This is a genomic window from Pseudomonas sp. LJDD11 (assembly GCF_024584215.1).
In the GTDB taxonomy this organism is placed as follows: domain Bacteria; phylum Pseudomonadota; class Gammaproteobacteria; order Pseudomonadales; family Pseudomonadaceae; genus Aquipseudomonas.
The window spans coordinates 1-16761 of sequence record NZ_JANJFL010000002.1 but is presented as its reverse complement, the minus strand read 5'-3'; the positions used below and the strand labels follow the sequence as shown (position 1 = coordinate 16761).

Sequence of the window (16761 nt, the reverse complement as noted above, 5' to 3'; positions counted from 1 at the left end):
GGCTGGCACCTGCCCTGCCGCCTGGCAGCCTGGATCAACGGCCTGCCGAGGAAAAGCCTGCCGCGTGAGGTCGCGCAATGGTCCAGGCCGCTGCCGCCCGAGCAATGGCAACAGCCCAGTGCTGAACTGCTGGAGCAGAGTCAGGAGGTTCAAAAAGTGCTGCGCTGGGGCAAGACATTGGTTGATTACTTTGAAGGCTTGTCCGCGCCAGCACCGACGAAGCGCAAACAACATTCGGCAAAGAATTCGTAACAGCAAATTGCACCAGCCCTCGTTAACGATAACTCCTCTTATTCCTGCCCCACAGGACTGTTAAGCTTGCTCGCCTTGAATTTCGGCTGTTTAAAGATTTCACATGACTGCGCCACTGCGTACATCTCTGGCTCTGCTGTTGACCCTGACTCTGAGCGGGTGCGATGAGGCGCCGCGTTTCACTCAGGCGGAGCCCGGCGAGGCGTTGTCGGGGGGGGCGGCGACGGTGCATCGCAGCGACCAGAATGCCTTTTCCCTGCCGTCGGCCAACCTGCCACCGGTACGCCGGCTGGATTTCAGCGTTGGCAACAGTTTCTTCCGCAACCCTTGGGTAATCGCACCGTCGACCACCACCGCCCGCGATGGACTCGGGCCGTTATTCAATACCAATGGTTGCCAGAACTGCCATATTCGCGATGGTCGCGGTCATCCGCCCGAGCCTGGCGACAGCAATGCGGTGTCAATGCTGGTCAGGCTGTCGATCCCCAACAGCGCAGGCTCTGCCGAGCAGCTGCAGCGTGGTGGGGTAGTGCCGGAGCCGGTGTATGGCACCCAGTTGCAAGATATGGCGGTGCCCGGTGTACCCCCGGAAGGTAAAGTCCGGGTCAAGTACGAGCCGCTGGTAGTCAGGTTTCGTGACGGCAGCGAGGTCGAGCTGCGCCAGCCGACCCTGAGCATCACCCATCTGGGCTACGGCCCGTTGCATCCGGACACGCATGTTTCCGCACGCATAGCGCCGCCCATGATCGGCCTGGGTCTGCTCGAAGCCATCCCCGAGGCGGCGATCCTGGCTGGTGCCGACCCTGACGACAAAAATGGCGACGGCATTTCCGGGCGTCCCAACTGGGTCTGGGACGATGCCCGTCAGCAAGTCGCGCTGGGCCGTTTCGGCTGGAAAGCCGGCCAGCCCAACCTGAACCAACAGAATGTGCATGCGTTTTCCGGTGACCTGGGGCTGACCACAAACCTGCGTCCCATGGATGACTGTACAACGGCGCAAACTGCCTGCAAGGAGGCGCCAAATGGCAATGGCCCGAACGGCGAGCCGGAAGTCAGCGACAACGTCCTGCGTCTGGTGGAGTTCTATACCCGCAACCTCGGCGTACCGGCCCGGCGTGACGTCGAAGATGCGCAGGTGCTGGCTGGCAAGAGCCTATTCTTCAAGGCCGGCTGCGACCAATGCCATACCCCGCAATTCACCACCCGTGCCGATGCCGCCGAGCCGGAGCTGGCCAACCAGATCATTCGCCCGTACAGCGACCTGTTGCTGCATGACATGGGCGAAGGCCTGGCCGATAACCGTACCGAGTTCCAGGCCACCGGTCGCGAATGGCGCACCCCACCGCTGTGGGGGCTGGGCCTGACCCAGGCGGTCAGTGGCCATACCCAATTGCTACATGATGGCCGTGCCCGCAATGTGCTGGAGGCGATTCTCTGGCACGGTGGCGAGGCTCAGGCAGCCCAGCGTCAGGTGCTGGCTTTCGACGCAGAACAACGCGCGGCCTTGCTGGCGTTCCTTAATTCATTATGATTGTGTCAATTTAATTCAAGGAGCCGGAGATGTTCCGTCCCAAGCTGTTGTTCACCAGTCTTGCCGCCCTGGCGCTGGGCGCCTGTACACCTGCCGATCCACAGGCGGTGACTTCGGCTGCGATCGCCAAACAGGTGATCCTGCCGACCTACAGTCGCTGGGTAGACGCCGACCGCCAACTGGCGAGCAGCGCTTTGGCGTTCTGCGAAGGCAAGACCGATTTGCAGACTGCCCGTGCTGACTTCCTCAAGGCGCAAAAAACCTGGGCCGAACTGCAACCGTTGCTGATCGGCCCGCTGGCTGAAGGCAACCGCTCCTGGCAGGTTCAGTTTTGGCCTGACAAGAAAAACCTGGTCGGTCGTCAGGTTGAACAACTGGTGACTGCTCAGCCGTCAGTCAGCGTTGAAGAGCTGACCAAGGCCAGCGTTGTGGTTCAGGGTCTGTCTGCCTATGAATACATTTTGTTCGATGCCGGCATCGACATGGCCAGCGCCGAACACAAAGCCCGTTATTGCCCGCTGCTGACCGCCATTGGTGCCCGGCAGAAACTGCTCGCCGAAGAAATCCTCAACGGCTGGAACAGCAACGACGGCATGCTCGCGCAGTTGAGCAAATTCCCCAACAACCGCTATGCCGACTCCCACGAGGCGATCGCCGAGCTACTGCGCGTGCAGGTCACAGCCCTCGATACCCTGAAGAAGAAACTCGGTACGCCGCTGGGCCGTCAGTCCAAGGGCGTGCCGCAGCCATTCCAGGCCGACTCGTGGCGCAGCAAGGCGTCATTAAGCAGCCTGGAAGCCAGCCTGCTGAGCGCTGAAAGCGTCTGGACCGGGGTGGATAACAAAGGCTTGCGTGGCCTGCTGCCCGCCAACCAGAAACCGCTGGCCGACAAGATCGACGCTGCCTATGCGAACAGCCGCAAACTGCTCTCGGCACTCACTCCGCCACTGGCTGACCTGCTCGACAGCGAGGCCGGGCGCCAGCAGCTCAATGCGTTCTACGACAGCTTGAATGTCGTGCATCGTCTGCATGAAGGTGAGCTGGCCAAAGCTTTAGGCATTCAGTTGGGCTTCAACGCCAACGACGGCGACTGACGCAGAGGGGATAGATGATGTTGCGACGCCAGGCTCTGGCGCTAGGCAGCCTGCTGCTCAGTGCATTCACACTCGGTGGCTGGAGTCTGTTCCGGCAAAACGGCAGCAGCCCCTTGCTGCTGTCCGCCCGCGATGACGCCGACGGCAAGCACTATGCCGTGGGCTATCGGCTTGATGGCAAGCAGGTGTTCGCCACTGAAGTCGCCCAGCGCTGCCACGACATCATCAATCACCCCGAGCTGCCGCTGGCAGTGTTCATTGCCCGCCGCCCCGGCACGCAGAGCTACCTGATTGACTTGCGTGACGGCAAATTGCTGCAAACCATCACCGCACAGCCGAACCGGCACTTCTATGGCCATGCGGTGATCCACAGCAGCGGTGAATGGCTGTACGCCACGGAAAACGACACACGTGACCCTGGTCGGGGTGTACTGGGGGTTTATCGCTTCATCAATCAGCGCCTGGAACACAGTGGCGAAATTTCCACTCATGGTATTGGTCCGCATCAGGTTTCGTGGATGCCGGATGGCGAAACCCTGATCGTCGCCAATGGTGGTATCCGCACCGAAGCCGAAAGCCGGGTCGAGATGAACCTCGATGCCATGCAACCGAGCCTGGTGCTGATGCAGCGTGACGGCACTCTGCTGAGCAAGGAAACCCTGAGCCAGCAGATGAACAGCGTACGGCACCTGGCCGTGGCCAGCGATGGCACCATCGTTGCCGGCCAGCAGTTCATGGGGGACTCGCAGGAGTTGGCCGAGTTGCTGGCGATCAAGCGACCCGGGCAGCCGTTCGAACCCTTTGCCGTGGCCGAACAGCAATTGCGCGCCATGAACCACTACACCGCCAGCGTCGCAATTCATGACGAACTGCGGCTGGTCGCCCTGACCGCGCCGCGGGCCAACCGGCTGTTTATCTGGGATCTGGACAGCGCCGCCCTGAAGCTGGATGCCTCAATGCCGGACTGTGCTGGCGTGGGCGCCGTACAGGACGGCTTTGTGGTGACCTCTGGCCAGGGGCGTTGCCGTTTCTATGATTGCCGTCAGGCAACCTTGCAGCCCAAGCCACTGGCGCTGCCTGGCGCGTTCTGGGATAACCACCTGCACCTGGCTTGACAGCAGCGTCGCACCGCTCCGAAACATCCAGGCTGCTGTCAGGACACCTGAAAACCGGCACCTGCCTTGATGCGCTCAAGCACTGCGCTGGCACTGCTACGGTCGTAAATTACCGAAGCGTCGCGCAGGCGGCGCTCCAGATCCTGATCGCGCAAACACAGCATCTCTTCTGCCTGAAGCTGGGCTGCGGTTTCCTGCTGCTGCTGACGGATGGAATCGAGGGTATCAGCCACGACCTGAAGGCGTGCTGCCGGTTCACGACGTGACGTGGAAAGGCTGGTCTGGGCCTGCTGGACAAAGTCGGTGTCGCGCAAGAGTTCGATCTGTTTTTTCAGCGCCCGAAGTTTGCTTTCATTCATTTCAAGTGCCTGACGCAGGTTATCAACGCTCCTGGCATATTCGTTGGCAATCCGGGTGTCTTCAATCAGCAACAGTTCAAGCCGGCCGACCTTCCCGGCAACATCCATGGCCAGTTTCTTATCGCCGGTTGCCAGCGCGTTGCCGACCACCCTGGTGAGTTCGTTCAGTTGCTCACGGGTCTGTTCGGCTTCCCTGGCGGCCAGTATCTGTTTAGTCATCAGATTGGCAAAGTTCGAGCGCCCGACCCCGACTTGCTCTTCTGCTGCGCAGATTTCCTGATCGAGGATACGCAATGCCTGACGAGCCATAACGGCTTCGGCAGTATCATTGGCGCCGCCGCGCAACGCGATCAGCAGTTTCGTCCAGATCCGGCCCATGAGAGTTTCCTTGTGCTCTGACACAATAGATAAGAAAGGAGTCAGCAACTAACCCGGACAAGACGATGGCATATTTAAATTTATTAATATGCAAGAAACAGTATTTATATTTGTAGGAATATTCCACAGAGTAAAACGTTATTTACTCGACACTGGAAACCTGACCCGCTCTATCAGCGTATCAATGAGAGTTTTCAAGAAAATTCGGAGAGTGAGGGGCAGGCAAGGCAAACACCGGCGTGAACACCACCCCGGTCAAATACTCAGTAGACAGCACTTTTAAAAACCAGGGCGAGACCGCCAGCGTAATACCGATAGCGGTCCCGCAAAACAGGCTCGGAGGGCCCCTCTAAAAACCACCTGCATTGCCATCGCTACGATGTCGCGCGTAGCGCCGCAGAGCCCAGGTGTTCAGAGCTGCGCGTTCAGCTTTTCGTACCAGTCCCTTGCAGCAAGCTGTACAGCAACAGCAGAAAGTCATGATCGGGCTGCGCCGTTTGCAGCGGCTTGGCGGCCCGGGGCAACGGGCAATAGCCTTCGCCATGAGGCGTACTGAGTATCCTGGTTGAGGGTTGCTCCCATGCAGCGACCGCCATGGTGGTAGTCGCCAAGGCTGCAACCAGAAACAAACCTCTAGCCATTTCTAGTTTCATTAACCTAACCCCTTGAGAGCGCTGCCAAACGCTGTCTGGTAAAAGTAGATCAACTTATCCCAGTCGCAGAGGCTAAATGACGAATGGCGTCGTAACTGCCGCAGATCATGCCGGGCCGCCCGGCCAGCCGTCAGGCGCTTGCGGGCTTTTTCCAGATCAAGCAAGGCCACCTGAACCTCGGCCTGCTCGCCTTCGCCGGTGACCTTCACGAAAACATGCTTGCTGTACAGGCAACTGTGTTGCCAACGCCCGCGGTGCATCCGCGCCAGGCTTTCAGCCAGTACCTGGAGCAGGCGGTCGTGCACTTGTTCACCGTGTCGCTCACGACCACCTGAGGCATACCAGTGATCGATTTCTTCAAATCCGTTCAAGGCCTCGGTGACCAGCAGCGCCCGCCACTGCCCCTGTTGGTCGCGTTCGGCGCCACAAAAGACAATGTTCGGCACACTGACGCCCAGGCTACGCAACCCTTCCAGAGCATCCTGCTCGCGCAGGACTGTAGGCCGGCCCAGAGGGTAGCGCCAGCTGCGATAGACATGCCCGGCCTGACGTTTGACATACAACAGTTGACCGTTATCGGCCCATACCCGCTGCACCCCGCTTTCACCGCCGCGGCGCACATTGGGCTGCTCAACCCATTCGCCACGCAGCCCCCAAAAGCGTCCGAAGCTGCTGTCAGCTACTTCCAGTGTCATCTGTCCGGCCATTACCTGCCCATCCTTTTATTGTTTGCGTAGTAGATAGACTCGCCACATCGCATACATCGGCAGGAAGTCCAGACGCTTCTGGATGTTGAAACCTGCCTGTTCAAATTCTTTCTCGACCGTTGCTGCCGGTAACACAAAACGGTTCTGGTAACCGTCGGCCCCACTTTGCGGGGTATCGGAACCATTGCGCTTGCGCTCAAGACGCTTGCGTTTCCATGCCTTGAAATTGCCGTCGACCCACAGCGAGACGATGACACTGTCTCGCGAGACCCGGTGAAACTCCCGTAATAGAGCAGCCCGATGCTGCGCCTGACCAACATGGTGCAACAAGCGCATGCAAAAGATGCTGTCTACTGCATTGTCCGGCAGGTCGATGGCAAAGGCTGATGTCTGCAAAGGTTGTACCCGTTGTACGACATCTTCCGGCTGAGCATGACGCGCGGTTCTGAGCATATCGGCCGAATTGTCCGCACCGATGATCAAACGCTCTGGTTTTTCTGCCAGCAATGGCCAGAAGCGCCCTGCGCCACAAGGCAAATCCAGAACCAGACCAGGGTCACCGGCAAGGCGCAATGCCTTGCGGGCCAACTGCTCGTCGCGCTGATGGGACAAGCGACGCCACAAACCGTTCCGATGTTTTTCCAGATATTGGCGGGCGTGGCTGTCGTCGTATTTGTTGGAAAACTCCAGTTCGATGCGCTTGTTCATAAACGTCTCCGATTCAGATGGCGCCACGATAGGTGCCCGTCCGTCTGCATCAGGTCATGTTTATGTGAAAAAAAAGTCCCGCAAGCCCATGGAATGTTTCTATAGATTACAGGTAGTTACGAGCCTTTGAAGAACACTGCCAGTCCCTCAGGGCCTGGCAGTCTCCAGGCTGACCTTGAACCGGCAGCCGTTGGGCTCCATCGGGCTCAGGCTGACGGTCCAGCCCTGGTTGGCACAGATACGCTGAACCAGCGACAACCCCAGCCCCAGGCCTTCACCGCGCTGCTCATTGCCCCGTACGAAAGGCTCGAACATGGCCTCACGCTTCTCTTCCGGAATGCCCACGCCGCTGTCTTCGACCATAAAGCCTTCACCCTGCAGGGTCAAAGCGATGAACCCCTGATCGGTGTAGTGCAGCGCATTGCGCAACAGATTGCCCATCACCGCCAACAAAAAGGTCGCGTTGTAGCTGATATCAGAAACCTGATCGGGCTCGGGCGGGTTGTAGATCAGTTGCAGCCCTTTGCTTTCGATCGGCCCGCGCCACTGGGCAATCAGTTGCTCGGCGGTGCCGGTCAACGTGGCCCTTGGCGTCATGGTCGGATCTTCACGCTGGGTACGTGCCAGCATCAGGAACGTCTGCACCAGGTCGCGCATTTCTTCACAGGCCCGCGCGATACGCTCAACCTGACGCCGGGCACGCTGGTCCAGCGCCGGATTCTCCAGTAACAATTCGCAGGAGCTGGCCAGGACCATCAGTGGTGTGCGCAATTCATGGCTGACATCACTGGTGAACATCCGCTCACGGGTCAACGCCTGACGCAAACGCCCCAGTGTGGCGTCGAACGCACCCGCCAGCTCACCCACTTCATCGGCGGCATAATCGGGTGCCAAAGGCGGAGCCAGGCCCAACAACTGGTCGCGGTGGCGCACCTGACGCGCCAGACGCACCACCGGTGCCATTACCCGACGGGCCAGCACCCAGCCAAGGAATACCGCCAGGGCCAGGGCCAGCACGAAGCCCACCAGCACCACGGCAAACAGCACGCGCTCGCGCTCTTCAAAATCGCTCTGGTCCTGCAGCAGCGCATAATGCCGACCGTCGACCACTTCGATCATCGCGTGATAGGAAGACGGTCCGCGAAACACTTCGTGAAAGCCTGGCTCCAGATGACGAATGTCCTGTGGCAGGTCGAAATCGCCCGGACCATTGCTGAAATAGAACAGTTGGTCCTGTTTCGGACGATGGCTCCAGTCGCTGACGCTGTCGGCCAGCAACAGCCGATTGAGATCACCGCCCAGGCCGGCGGAAATGAGTTTTTCTTCGACCAGGTGAACCGTGGAGATAATGCCCACGGCGAAGGATCCGGCCACCAGTGCACTCATCAGCGCAAAGGCGATGATGATCCGTTGGGCAAGACTTTGCTTAAACTCCATCCCGGCCCTCGGCCAACCGATAGCCTACACCGTGCACAGTCTGCAACAAGGCTTTAGGAAAGGGTTTGTCGATCACCTGGCGTAACTGGTGAACATGGCTGCGCAGGCTGTCGCTGTCCGGGCAGTCGTCGCCCCACAGTGCCTCTTCAAGAATTTCCCGACGTAACACGTGCGGGCTCTTTTGCATCAACACCGCCAGCAGCTTGAGGCCCACCGGGTTGAGCTTGAGCATCCGCCCGTCGCGGGTGACTTCCAGGGTATCAAGGTCGTAGACCAGGTCAGCGACCTGGAGGGTACGCCGACCGCCCCCATGGGCACGACGCAGCACCGCTTCGATACGGGCTGCCAGTTCAGACAAGGCAAAAGGTTTGAGCAGATAATCGTCGGCCCCCGAACGGAAACCTTGCAGACGGTCATCCAGTTGATCGCGAGCGGTGAGCATGATCACCGGAGTATCACGGCGGGCATCTTCACGCAGGCGCTTGCACAGCGTGTAGCCATCAATGCCCGGAAGCATGATGTCCAGCACGATCAGGTCATAGTGTTCGGTCGCCGCCAGATGCAGTCCCGAGAGGCCGTCCTGGGCACAATCGACTGTGTATCCCTTCATACTCAGGTAGTCGGCCAGGTTCGCCAGAATATCGCGGTTGTCCTCGACCAGAAGAATTCGCATAGGGCTCTCCGCATGCAATTAAGGCTGGCGCAGCTTAGGCAGATACCCCAACGCGGTGCAAGCCGCCACCGGGTATCGATTAATCTGCTGAAACGCTTTTCGGGTCAGCCAGCAGAAATGAAGAACCCCGCACAAGGCGGGGTTCTGCGGTGACGCAAAGGGGTAAGGCTGGCTTACATCATGCCGCCCATGCCACCCATGCCGCCCATGTCAGGCATACCGCCTGCAGCAGGCTTGTCTTCAGCGATATCGGCAATCATCGCTTCAGTGGTGATCATCAGGCTGGCAATCGACGAAGCCGCTTGCAGAGCCGAACGAGTCACTTTGGCAGGGTCCAGGATACCCAGGTCGATCATGTCGCCGTATTCACCGGTCGCAGCGTTGTAACCGAAGTTACCCGAACCTTGCTTGACCTTGTCGACAACCACGCTTGGCTCGTCGCCGGAGTTGGCAACGATCTGACGCAGAGGCGCTTCAACGGCACGACGCAGCAGAGCGATACCGACGTTCTGGTCGGCGTTGTCGCCTTGCAGACCTTCGATAGCCTGCAGGGAGCGGACCAGTGCCACGCCACCGCCAGGTACCACGCCTTCTTCAACGGCTGCACGGGTAGCGTGCAGGGCGTCTTCAACGCGGGCTTTCTTCTCTTTCATTTCGACTTCGGAACCGGCGCCGACCTTGATCACAGCAACACCGCCGGACAGCTTGGCCAGACGCTCTTGCAGTTTCTCTTTGTCGTAGTCGGAGCTGGTGTCGCCGATCTGCTGACGGATCTGGGCGATACGCGCATCGATGTCGGTCTTGTTGCCCGAACCGTCGATGATGGTGGTGTTTTCTTTGTTCAGTACAACGCGCTTGGCGTTACCCAGGTGCTCCAGAGTGGTGCTTTCCAGGCTCAGGCCGATCTCTTCGGAGATCACGGTGCCACCGGTCAGGACCGCGATGTCCTGCAGCATGGCCTTGCGGCGATCGCCGAAGCCTGGGGCCTTGACCGCAGCAACCTTGACGATACCGCGCATGTTGTTGACAACCAGAGTCGCCAGGGCTTCGCCTTCGACGTCTTCAGCAACGATCAGCAGCGGACGGCCGGCTTTGGCAACGGCTTCCAGCACTGGCAGCATTTCGCGGATGTTGGAGATCTTCTTGTCAACCAGCAGCAGCAGCGGGCTGTCGAGCTCGGCAACCATGGTGTCGGGCTTGTTGATGAAGTACGGCGACAGGTAGCCACGGTCGAACTGCATGCCTTCCACGACGGACAGTTCGTTTTCCAGGCCCGAGCCTTCCTCGACGGTGATAACGCCGTCTTTGGTCACTTTTTCCATGGCTTCAGCAATGATGTCGCCGATGGAAGTGTCGGAGTTGGCCGAGATGGTACCCACCTGGGCAATTGCCTTGGTGTCAGTGCAAGGCTTGGACAGCGCCTTGAGCTGAACAACGATGGCCGCAGTGGCCTTGTCGATGCCGCGCTTGAGGTCCATCGGGTTCATGCCGGCAGCGACGGCTTTCAGGCCTTCGTTGACGATGGCCTGGGCCAGTACGGTAGCGGTGGTGGTACCGTCACCGGCGTCGTCGTTGGCGCGGGACGCTACGTCCTTGACCAACTGCGCGCCCATGTTTTCGAAGCGGTCTTTCAGTTCGATTTCTTTGGCGACCGATACGCCGTCCTTGGTGATCAGAGGAGCACCGAAGCTCTTCTCGATGATCACGTTACGGCCTTTCGGGCCCAGGGTAGCTTTTACTGCGTCAGCCAGGACGTTAACGCCTGCGAGCATTTTTTTACGGCCGGCATCGCCGAATTTAACTTCTTTAGCAGCCATGATCGTTATTCCTTGAATACTGTGTAGTAGCGGGAAATTGAGCGGGGAAGACTCAGCCTTCGATAACCGCGAGAATCTCGTTCTCGCTCATTACCAGCAGGTCTTCGCCGTCTACTTTCACGGTGTTGCTGCCGGAGTAAGGGCCAAATACGACTTTGTCACCCACTTTCACGGCCAGCGCACGGACTTCACCGTTGTCCAGAACACGGCCGGTACCTGCAGCGACGATTTCGCCACGGTTTGGCTTCTCGGCAGCCGAACCTGGCAGCACGATGCCACCGGCAGTTTTCGTTTCTTCTTCGCTGCGACGGATTACGACGCGGTCATGCAGAGGACGAAGCTTCATTGTCGATCTCCTGATTGTGTTTGTAAGTCCGGTGAAGGCACCGGCGAGTTAAAATTCCGGCCTTGCCGGTTACGGTTCGATAGGCGAACCGCAGAAAACGGTCTGGCGTCTGAGCCAGAAACCTTGCGGTGACACATAGATAAGGGCGCCGCAGGTGATTACAAGTGCAGCCCGAAAAAAATTTTACAACGGCCTCAAACGCATACGGCACCCGAAGGTGCCGTATCGAGCGAACACGGGGGATTACTTGTCGCGATGCTCGAACTCACCTTCGATGACATCGGGCTCACGGGTTGGCCGATGAATAGCCCCATGCTGGCCGGCGCCGGGATGCTGGTGATGACGCAGATCGTCAGCAAACGCACGCTGGCGCATGGCCTGGTCTTCGGCACGCTTGCGCAGCTTGCCGATCAGCAGGCGACGGGTGAACGGCAACAGACACAGCACGCCCAGCACGTCACTGATGAACCCCGGCAGCAGCAACAGACCACCGCCGACCGCGACAGTCAGCCCCTCCAGCATCTGCTGTGCGGGCAATTCACCGCGAGCCAGGCTCTCACGCGCACTCAGGGCGGTGGCCAGACCGGCGACACGCATCACAAAGAACCCAAGTGCCGAGGTCGCCAGCACCAGCAGGAATGTCCACAGAAAACCAATGGACATGCCGACTTTTACCAGAACGAACAGCTCAAGCACCGGGAACAATAAAAACAGCAGCAGAAAAGCACGCATCGAATAGTTTCCTCTACGCAAGAACGTCTTGCTGTAGACCTTAAGTGATGTCGGAAAGTCGTTAAATCAAGCCACAGGCGACTCGGGAACCGGCCATTCTGGCGCGCGGGCCAGATAAACCAAGGCTTCGCGAACCTGTGTCGGTGTGTTGCAAACCTGTGCAAAGGGCAACCAGTACAGCGCCTGACCGATGCGCAAGTGCATGCCCTCACTGTCCAGGCCGACCATCTGCGCCGGCTCGGTCTGCGGCAGGCCGGCCAGTTGCACATAATGGGCAATGGCCTGCGCATGGTCCTGATTCATGTGCTCGACCATACCGGTCTCGCTGGCCCCGGCGAACGGGTTGGCCAGCGCGACCTCATCGAGCCAGTGGATGGCACCGAAACCACCAATATAGCGATAGCGGACCGGCGTCAGCAGCCAGAAGTCGAAATCGTGGGCGCTATGGTAATTCTGCGACTCCGGGAAGTAGCGGTAGTAGCGCTGCGCGGCCGCCTCGATAGCGGCCGGGTCGGTCAGCTTGTGTCCTTCAGCCATCATGGTAATGCGCCCCACGGCCTGAACGTTGGCCGCCTCCCGCTCGCCCACCAGCAACGAACACTTGGGGTCCTGGAGCAGGTTGTGAGTGTGCTGAGCGATGCGGCTGATCAGGATCAGCGGCCTGCCCTGCTCGTCCAGGCAATACGGGACGACCGAGCCGAACGGAAACCCGGGCATCGACTTCGAATGCGTGGACAACACGCCGCGGTACTCGCGCAACAACAGCTCACGCGCCGACCTGGATGCTTTGCCGCTCATCATGACTCCTCTATCAGTTATTACCGGTCCGGTAGTCAGCAGTGCCGAAGGGCTGCTATACCTGTCACGAGCCCCGGCATGGCCGACATGCCATCACTATGATTTGCTAGTGAGCACGTTTATGGAACTGAAAGGCAAGTTAATCATTATTACCGGTGGATGCCAGGGTCTGGGACTGGCCATGGCCCGCGACCTGGCCGGGCGCGGCGCGAATCTGGCGCTGCTGGACCTGGATCAGGCCAAACTCGATCAGGCAGTCACCCGCCTCACGACCCAAGGCGTGCAGGTCCGCGCTTACCTGTGCAACGTCGCCAACGAGACGCAGGTCATCGAAACCGTTACGCGGATTGCAGAAGACTTCGGCCCGATTCATGGCCTGGTGAACAACGCCGGGATTTTGCGCGACGGCATGTTACTCAAGGTCAAGGACGGACAAATCAGCACCATGAGCCTGGCCCAGTGGCAATCGGTGATCGACGTCAACCTGACCGGTGTATTCCTGTGCACCCGCGAGGTGGCGGCAAAAATGGTCGAACAGCAGAGCCAGGGCGCGATCGTGAATATTTCTTCAATCTCACGTGCAGGCAACATTGGCCAGACCAATTATGCCGCCTCCAAAGCCGGCGTGGTGGCCGCCACCGTGACCTGGGCCAGGGAACTGGCGCGTTTCGGTATTCGCGTAGCCGCGGTGGCGCCGGGCTTTATCGAGACTGAAATGACTGCCAGCATGAAACCCGAAGCACTCGAGAAAATGACCTCGGCCATCCCGCTCAAGCGGATGGGCAAGCCCGAAGAGATCGCCCGCTCAGTGGCGTTCATTCTGGAGAATGACTATTTCAGCGGGCGGGTGCTGGAGGTGGATGGGGCAATGCGGATCTGACACCGGCATCGCCCGAATGATGTATTACCAGGTCACCCCAAAACCTGCGGTGTAGCGGGTCTTGTTGATATCACCGTCGTTGGATCCGCTGATGATGTCGCGCTCGGCCTTGACGTTCAGCGATGCCCAGTCGGTGACCTTGTAGCGCAGGCCGACCTCGACATCCAGCGAGTAATCGGCCACGCCACTGAGCGGTTTGCCCAGTTCGCCGTTGGTGAAGAACTCGAATTTCTTGCCAACCAGGTAGCGGTTGTAATCCCACGTCCCGGCCAGCGCATAGAAGTTTTCTTTCTGGCCGTTAGAGAACTCGTAGTCGGTGCGGTTGAGCAGCCCGCCGACCTTGAACGCACCCAGCTCGTCATCCCAGAACTGATAACCCGGACCGGTACCGACGGTACGCTCGCGGCTCAGGTCTTCGATCTTGTCGCGTTTGTAGTTGACCCGGCCGTCCCAGTAAAACTTGTCGGTCAGGAAGTAATCGAGCGAGTAGTCAGCGCTCCAGTTGTCGGTGCTGACCACATCGTCCTGAGTCTCGCGGTTGTACTCGCCCTTGGCGTTGTGCCGCCAGCGGTCGTGACGCGCCGTGGTCTTGAACGACACCGCATAGTCATCGGTATTCTTTTCCGCACGCTGGAAATCGATTGCCGCGTCAATGTTGCCCTTCCACACCAGATCGGTGATGACGGGTTTTGGCTTGACGATTTGCTGGATGCTGGCCAGCTCGACAGTCTTGGGCGCATCGCCGTTGGCCAGTACCACTTGGCCGTCTTCACCGGCCTGCAGCGACTTGGCCACCTCGCCGGTGTACTGGTTCTGCTTGACCAGCAGCGGTTCCTTGCTTTCCAGGGTCTTGATCTTGCTCCAGTCCAGCGGGATCGCTCCACCGTAGTCAGTCTGCAGCAGCAGCTTGCCGCCGTCGAAGAGCTTGATGGTACCGGTCAGCCGGTCACCGTTTTTCAACCAGACGGTATCGGCGAGCAATGGCGTGGAGGCGGTAGTGATGGCGAGGCACAACAGGGTTCTGGACAACATAAGCAACGACTAGGCTCTGTTTGGCGGAGAATTCAGGCATTATCCGTCGGATCGCTCCAGTAGACCGAATACCGCGGGCGCGAGTAGCAATGACCGCACGAACGGTCTGTAGTTCAAACACTCGAATCTCTGTGCAGCCTGCACGGGTGGACAAGATAGCGCCGTGACCATGCCCCCTGCATCCTCTGAATCCGAACCGTCGTCGGCCCAGTTGCGCCGCGACGCCCTGTACCTGACGCTCGCCCAGATTCCGGCCGGCTGCGTCACCAGTTACGGGGAACTGGCGCAACTGGCCGGGCTGGGCCGGGCAGCACGCTGGGTCGGCCGAACCCTGAGCCAGTTGCCGCAAGGCTCCAGCCTGCCATGGCACCGGGTGATTGGGGCCGGTGGCCGGTTGAGCCTGCCAGCCGGCACCGCCTCAGGTGACGAGCAGCGTGCCCGGTTACGCGCCGAAGGCATTACCATCCGCAACAATCGGGTCGATATGCAACGCCATCGCTGGCGTCCCATGTAGCAGTGAGGTTAGAGTGCGCCCTTTGTTTTTCAGTTACCTGAGGCAGTCCCTAGCTCATGCCCCGTAAAACCTGGCGCGCCGCGCTCGCCGCTTATGCCAGCCCATCGACGCTCGTGCTGCTACTGCTCGGCTTTGCCGCCGGTCTGCCTTATATGCTGGTGTTCTCGACCCTGTCGGTATGGCTGCGTGAAGCCGGGGTTGCTCGGGAAACCATCGGTTACGCCAGCCTGATCGGGCTGGCCTATGCCTTCAAATGGGTCTGGTCACCGCTGCTCGACCAGTGGCGCCTGCCAATGCTCGGCAAACTCGGCAGGCGCCGCTCCTGGCTGGTGCTTTCGCAGATTCTGGTGATCCTCGGGCTGATTGGCATGGGTTTTTGCGACCCGCAACAGCATCTGTCCTGGCTGATCGCGATTGCCGTGGTGGTCGCCTTCGCCTCTGCGACCCAGGATATCGCCATTGATGCCTACCGCCTGGAAATCGCCGACGACACCCGGCAGGCCGCGCTGGCAGCCAGCTACATGTCCGGTTATCGGGTCGCCGCACTGCTGTCGACCGCTGGCGCACTGTATTTCGCTGAGGGCTTTGGCTCTACCGGCTTTGCCTACAAGCACTCGGCCTGGACCGGCGTCTATGTGTTATTCGGCCTGTTGATGCTGCCGGCGCTGATCACCACGTTCATCATGCGCGAGCCGCCCGTGGCGCTGCGTACCCAGTTGTCGGCGGCGCGCTACGGTTTCATTCACCAGCTGGCCTCGGTTTTCGTCTTGATCGTGCTGCTGGTCTCGGTTCCGGCACTGTTTACCCAGCTGTACAACACCGACTTTGCCAGCGTGCTGTTCGGCAATGTCGGCTGGGTGGATCTGCTGCTGGAAGATCGCGCCTTTCTGCGCGCCATCCTCTACGCCCTGCTCAGCGGCGCTTGCCTGTCGGCGATGGGCCGTCGCGGCCTGGCGCCGGTACTGACCCCGATCAACGACTTCATCCTGCGTTATCGCTGGCAAGCGCTGCTGCTGTTGGGGCTGATCGCAACCTACCGGATGTCCGATACGGTGATGGGGGTCATGGCCAATGTGTTTTATATCGACCAGGGCTTTACCAAGGAGCAGATCGCCAGTGTCAGCAAGATCTTCGGTCTGATCATGACCCTGATCGGCGCCGGTGCGGGCGGGCTGCTGATCGTACGTTTCGGCATCATGCCGATTCTATTCATTGGTGGCCTGGCCTCGGCAGCGACCAATATCCTGTTTCTGATGCTCGCGGACATGGGCCCGAATGTGCAGATGCTGGTGGTGACCATTTCGCTGGACAACTTCAGTTCAGGACTGGCGACCTCGGCGTTCGTGGCGTATCTGTCGAGCCTGACCAACCTGAGTTTCTCGGCGACCCAATATGCGTTGCTCAGTTCGATCATGCTGTTGCTGCCGCGCCTGATTGGCGGCTATTCAGGGGTGATGGTGGAGAAGTTCGGCTACCACAATTTCTTCCTGATCACGGCACTTCTGGGGGTGCCGACGCTGATCATGATTATCTTGCAGTGGAGCCGCGAGCTGCGGCAAAAGCCTGCCGTGACGCTTGAGAAGACTGAGGTTTAACGCGGCAGGAGCGGCTTCAGCCGCGAAGACTATTCTTTTTGTACAAGGGTCTTTGCCGCGGTTGTCTGAACTGCGGGTTTCGCCCCGACGGGCGACCCTATTTTGTGCTTGGCAAAATAGGGGAAAACCGCTTGCTCCTG

17 protein-coding genes and 1 pseudogene are annotated in these 16761 nt (G+C 59.4%); 7 read left to right on the top strand and 11 right to left on the bottom strand.

The genetic code is table 11. The features are described from left to right. The 4 genes and pseudogenes from NRB16_RS02655 to NRB16_RS02640 all read left to right on the top strand — a co-directional run. A pseudogene (locus NRB16_RS02655) lies at nt 1-252 on the top strand (hypothetical protein); the annotation flags it as partial. A gap of 103 nt (nt 253-355) precedes the next feature. Next, the gene (locus tag NRB16_RS02650) at nt 356-1783 is read left to right on the top strand and encodes a di-heme oxidoredictase family protein (protein WP_257105409.1); all 1428 of its coding nucleotides are present in this window, start codon (nt 356-358) and stop codon (nt 1781-1783) included. A 29-nt stretch (nt 1784-1812) separates the two neighbouring features. Continuing rightward, the gene (locus tag NRB16_RS02645; protein WP_045488116.1) at nt 1813-2877 is read left to right on the top strand and encodes an imelysin family protein; all 1065 of its coding nucleotides are present in this window, start codon (nt 1813-1815) and stop codon (nt 2875-2877) included. Nucleotides 2878-2894: 17 nt separating this feature from the next. Beyond that, nucleotides 2895-3992 carry a DUF1513 domain-containing protein gene (locus NRB16_RS02640; protein WP_257105581.1) on the top strand — a complete coding sequence of 366 codons (1098 nt, stop codon included), beginning with the start codon at nt 2895-2897 and terminating at the stop codon, nt 3990-3992. Nucleotides 3993-4030: 38 nt separating this feature from the next. On the opposite strand, the gene NRB16_RS02635 is transcribed toward NRB16_RS02640, so the two are convergent. From NRB16_RS02635 to NRB16_RS02590, 10 genes are all read right to left on the bottom strand, one after another. Beyond that, entirely contained in the window at nt 4031-4729 is a 699-nt protein-coding gene (locus NRB16_RS02635) for a PspA/IM30 family protein (protein WP_045488112.1), read from the bottom strand. A gap of 425 nt (nt 4730-5154) precedes the next feature. Further along, a complete protein-coding gene (locus NRB16_RS02630; protein WP_045488108.1) occupies nt 5155-5382 on the bottom strand; it encodes a hypothetical protein in 228 nt (75 codons plus the stop codon). Next, on the bottom strand, nt 5382-6089 hold the full coding sequence (locus tag NRB16_RS02625; protein ID WP_045488104.1) for a lipopolysaccharide kinase InaA family protein: 708 nt from the start codon (nt 6087-6089) through the stop codon (nt 5382-5384). Before NRB16_RS02625 ends, NRB16_RS02630 begins: the two co-directional genes overlap by 1 nt. Before the next feature lie 15 nt (nt 6090-6104). Further along, nucleotides 6105-6797, bottom strand: coding sequence for a class I SAM-dependent methyltransferase (locus NRB16_RS02620; RefSeq protein ID WP_045488101.1), 693 nt, complete (start codon nt 6795-6797; stop codon nt 6105-6107). 147 nt (nt 6798-6944) lie between these two features. Then, nucleotides 6945-8234, bottom strand: a complete 1290-nt coding sequence (locus NRB16_RS02615; RefSeq protein ID WP_045488097.1) for a HAMP domain-containing sensor histidine kinase — start codon at nt 8232-8234, stop codon at nt 6945-6947. Next, nucleotides 8224-8907: a two-component system response regulator ColR gene (colR, locus tag NRB16_RS02610; protein ID WP_257105408.1), complete on the bottom strand. Its 684-nt coding sequence runs from the start codon at nt 8905-8907 to the stop codon at nt 8224-8226. Before colR ends, NRB16_RS02615 begins: the two co-directional genes overlap by 11 nt. A gap of 173 nt (nt 8908-9080) precedes the next feature. Further along, on the bottom strand, nt 9081-10724 hold the full coding sequence (gene groL / locus NRB16_RS02605; RefSeq protein WP_045488091.1) for a chaperonin GroEL: 1644 nt from the start codon (nt 10722-10724) through the stop codon (nt 9081-9083). Nucleotides 10725-10776: 52 nt separating this feature from the next. After that, on the bottom strand, nt 10777-11070 hold the full coding sequence (locus NRB16_RS02600) for a co-chaperone GroES (protein WP_045488088.1): 294 nt from the start codon (nt 11068-11070) through the stop codon (nt 10777-10779). A 243-nt stretch (nt 11071-11313) separates the two neighbouring features. Then, nucleotides 11314-11802 (bottom strand): FxsA family protein, encoded by a 489-nt coding sequence (locus NRB16_RS02595; RefSeq protein WP_045488086.1) that lies wholly within the window; start codon nt 11800-11802, stop codon nt 11314-11316. 66 nt (nt 11803-11868) lie between these two features. Then, nucleotides 11869-12600 carry a HugZ family protein gene (locus NRB16_RS02590; RefSeq protein WP_257105407.1) on the bottom strand — a complete coding sequence of 244 codons (732 nt, stop codon included), beginning with the start codon at nt 12598-12600 and terminating at the stop codon, nt 11869-11871. Nucleotides 12601-12721: 121 nt separating this feature from the next. Between NRB16_RS02590 and NRB16_RS02585 the strand changes: the two genes are divergently transcribed. Continuing rightward, entirely contained in the window at nt 12722-13480 is a 759-nt protein-coding gene (locus NRB16_RS02585; RefSeq protein WP_257105406.1) for an SDR family oxidoreductase, read from the top strand. 24 nt (nt 13481-13504) lie between these two features. On the opposite strand, the gene NRB16_RS02580 is transcribed toward NRB16_RS02585, so the two are convergent. Further along, nucleotides 13505-14512, bottom strand: a complete 1008-nt coding sequence (locus NRB16_RS02580; RefSeq protein ID WP_045488078.1) for a DUF481 domain-containing protein — start codon at nt 14510-14512, stop codon at nt 13505-13507. A gap of 169 nt (nt 14513-14681) precedes the next feature. Here NRB16_RS02580 and NRB16_RS02575 point away from each other — a divergent pair, with 169 nt between their 5' ends. Further along, nucleotides 14682-15026, top strand: coding sequence for an MGMT family protein (locus NRB16_RS02575; RefSeq protein ID WP_045494328.1), 345 nt, complete (start codon nt 14682-14684; stop codon nt 15024-15026). A gap of 56 nt (nt 15027-15082) precedes the next feature. Next, complete coding sequence (locus NRB16_RS02570; RefSeq protein WP_045488075.1) at nt 15083-16621, top strand: AmpG family muropeptide MFS transporter; 1539 nt, start codon at nt 15083-15085, stop codon at nt 16619-16621. Nucleotides 16622-16761 lie beyond the last annotated feature (140 nt).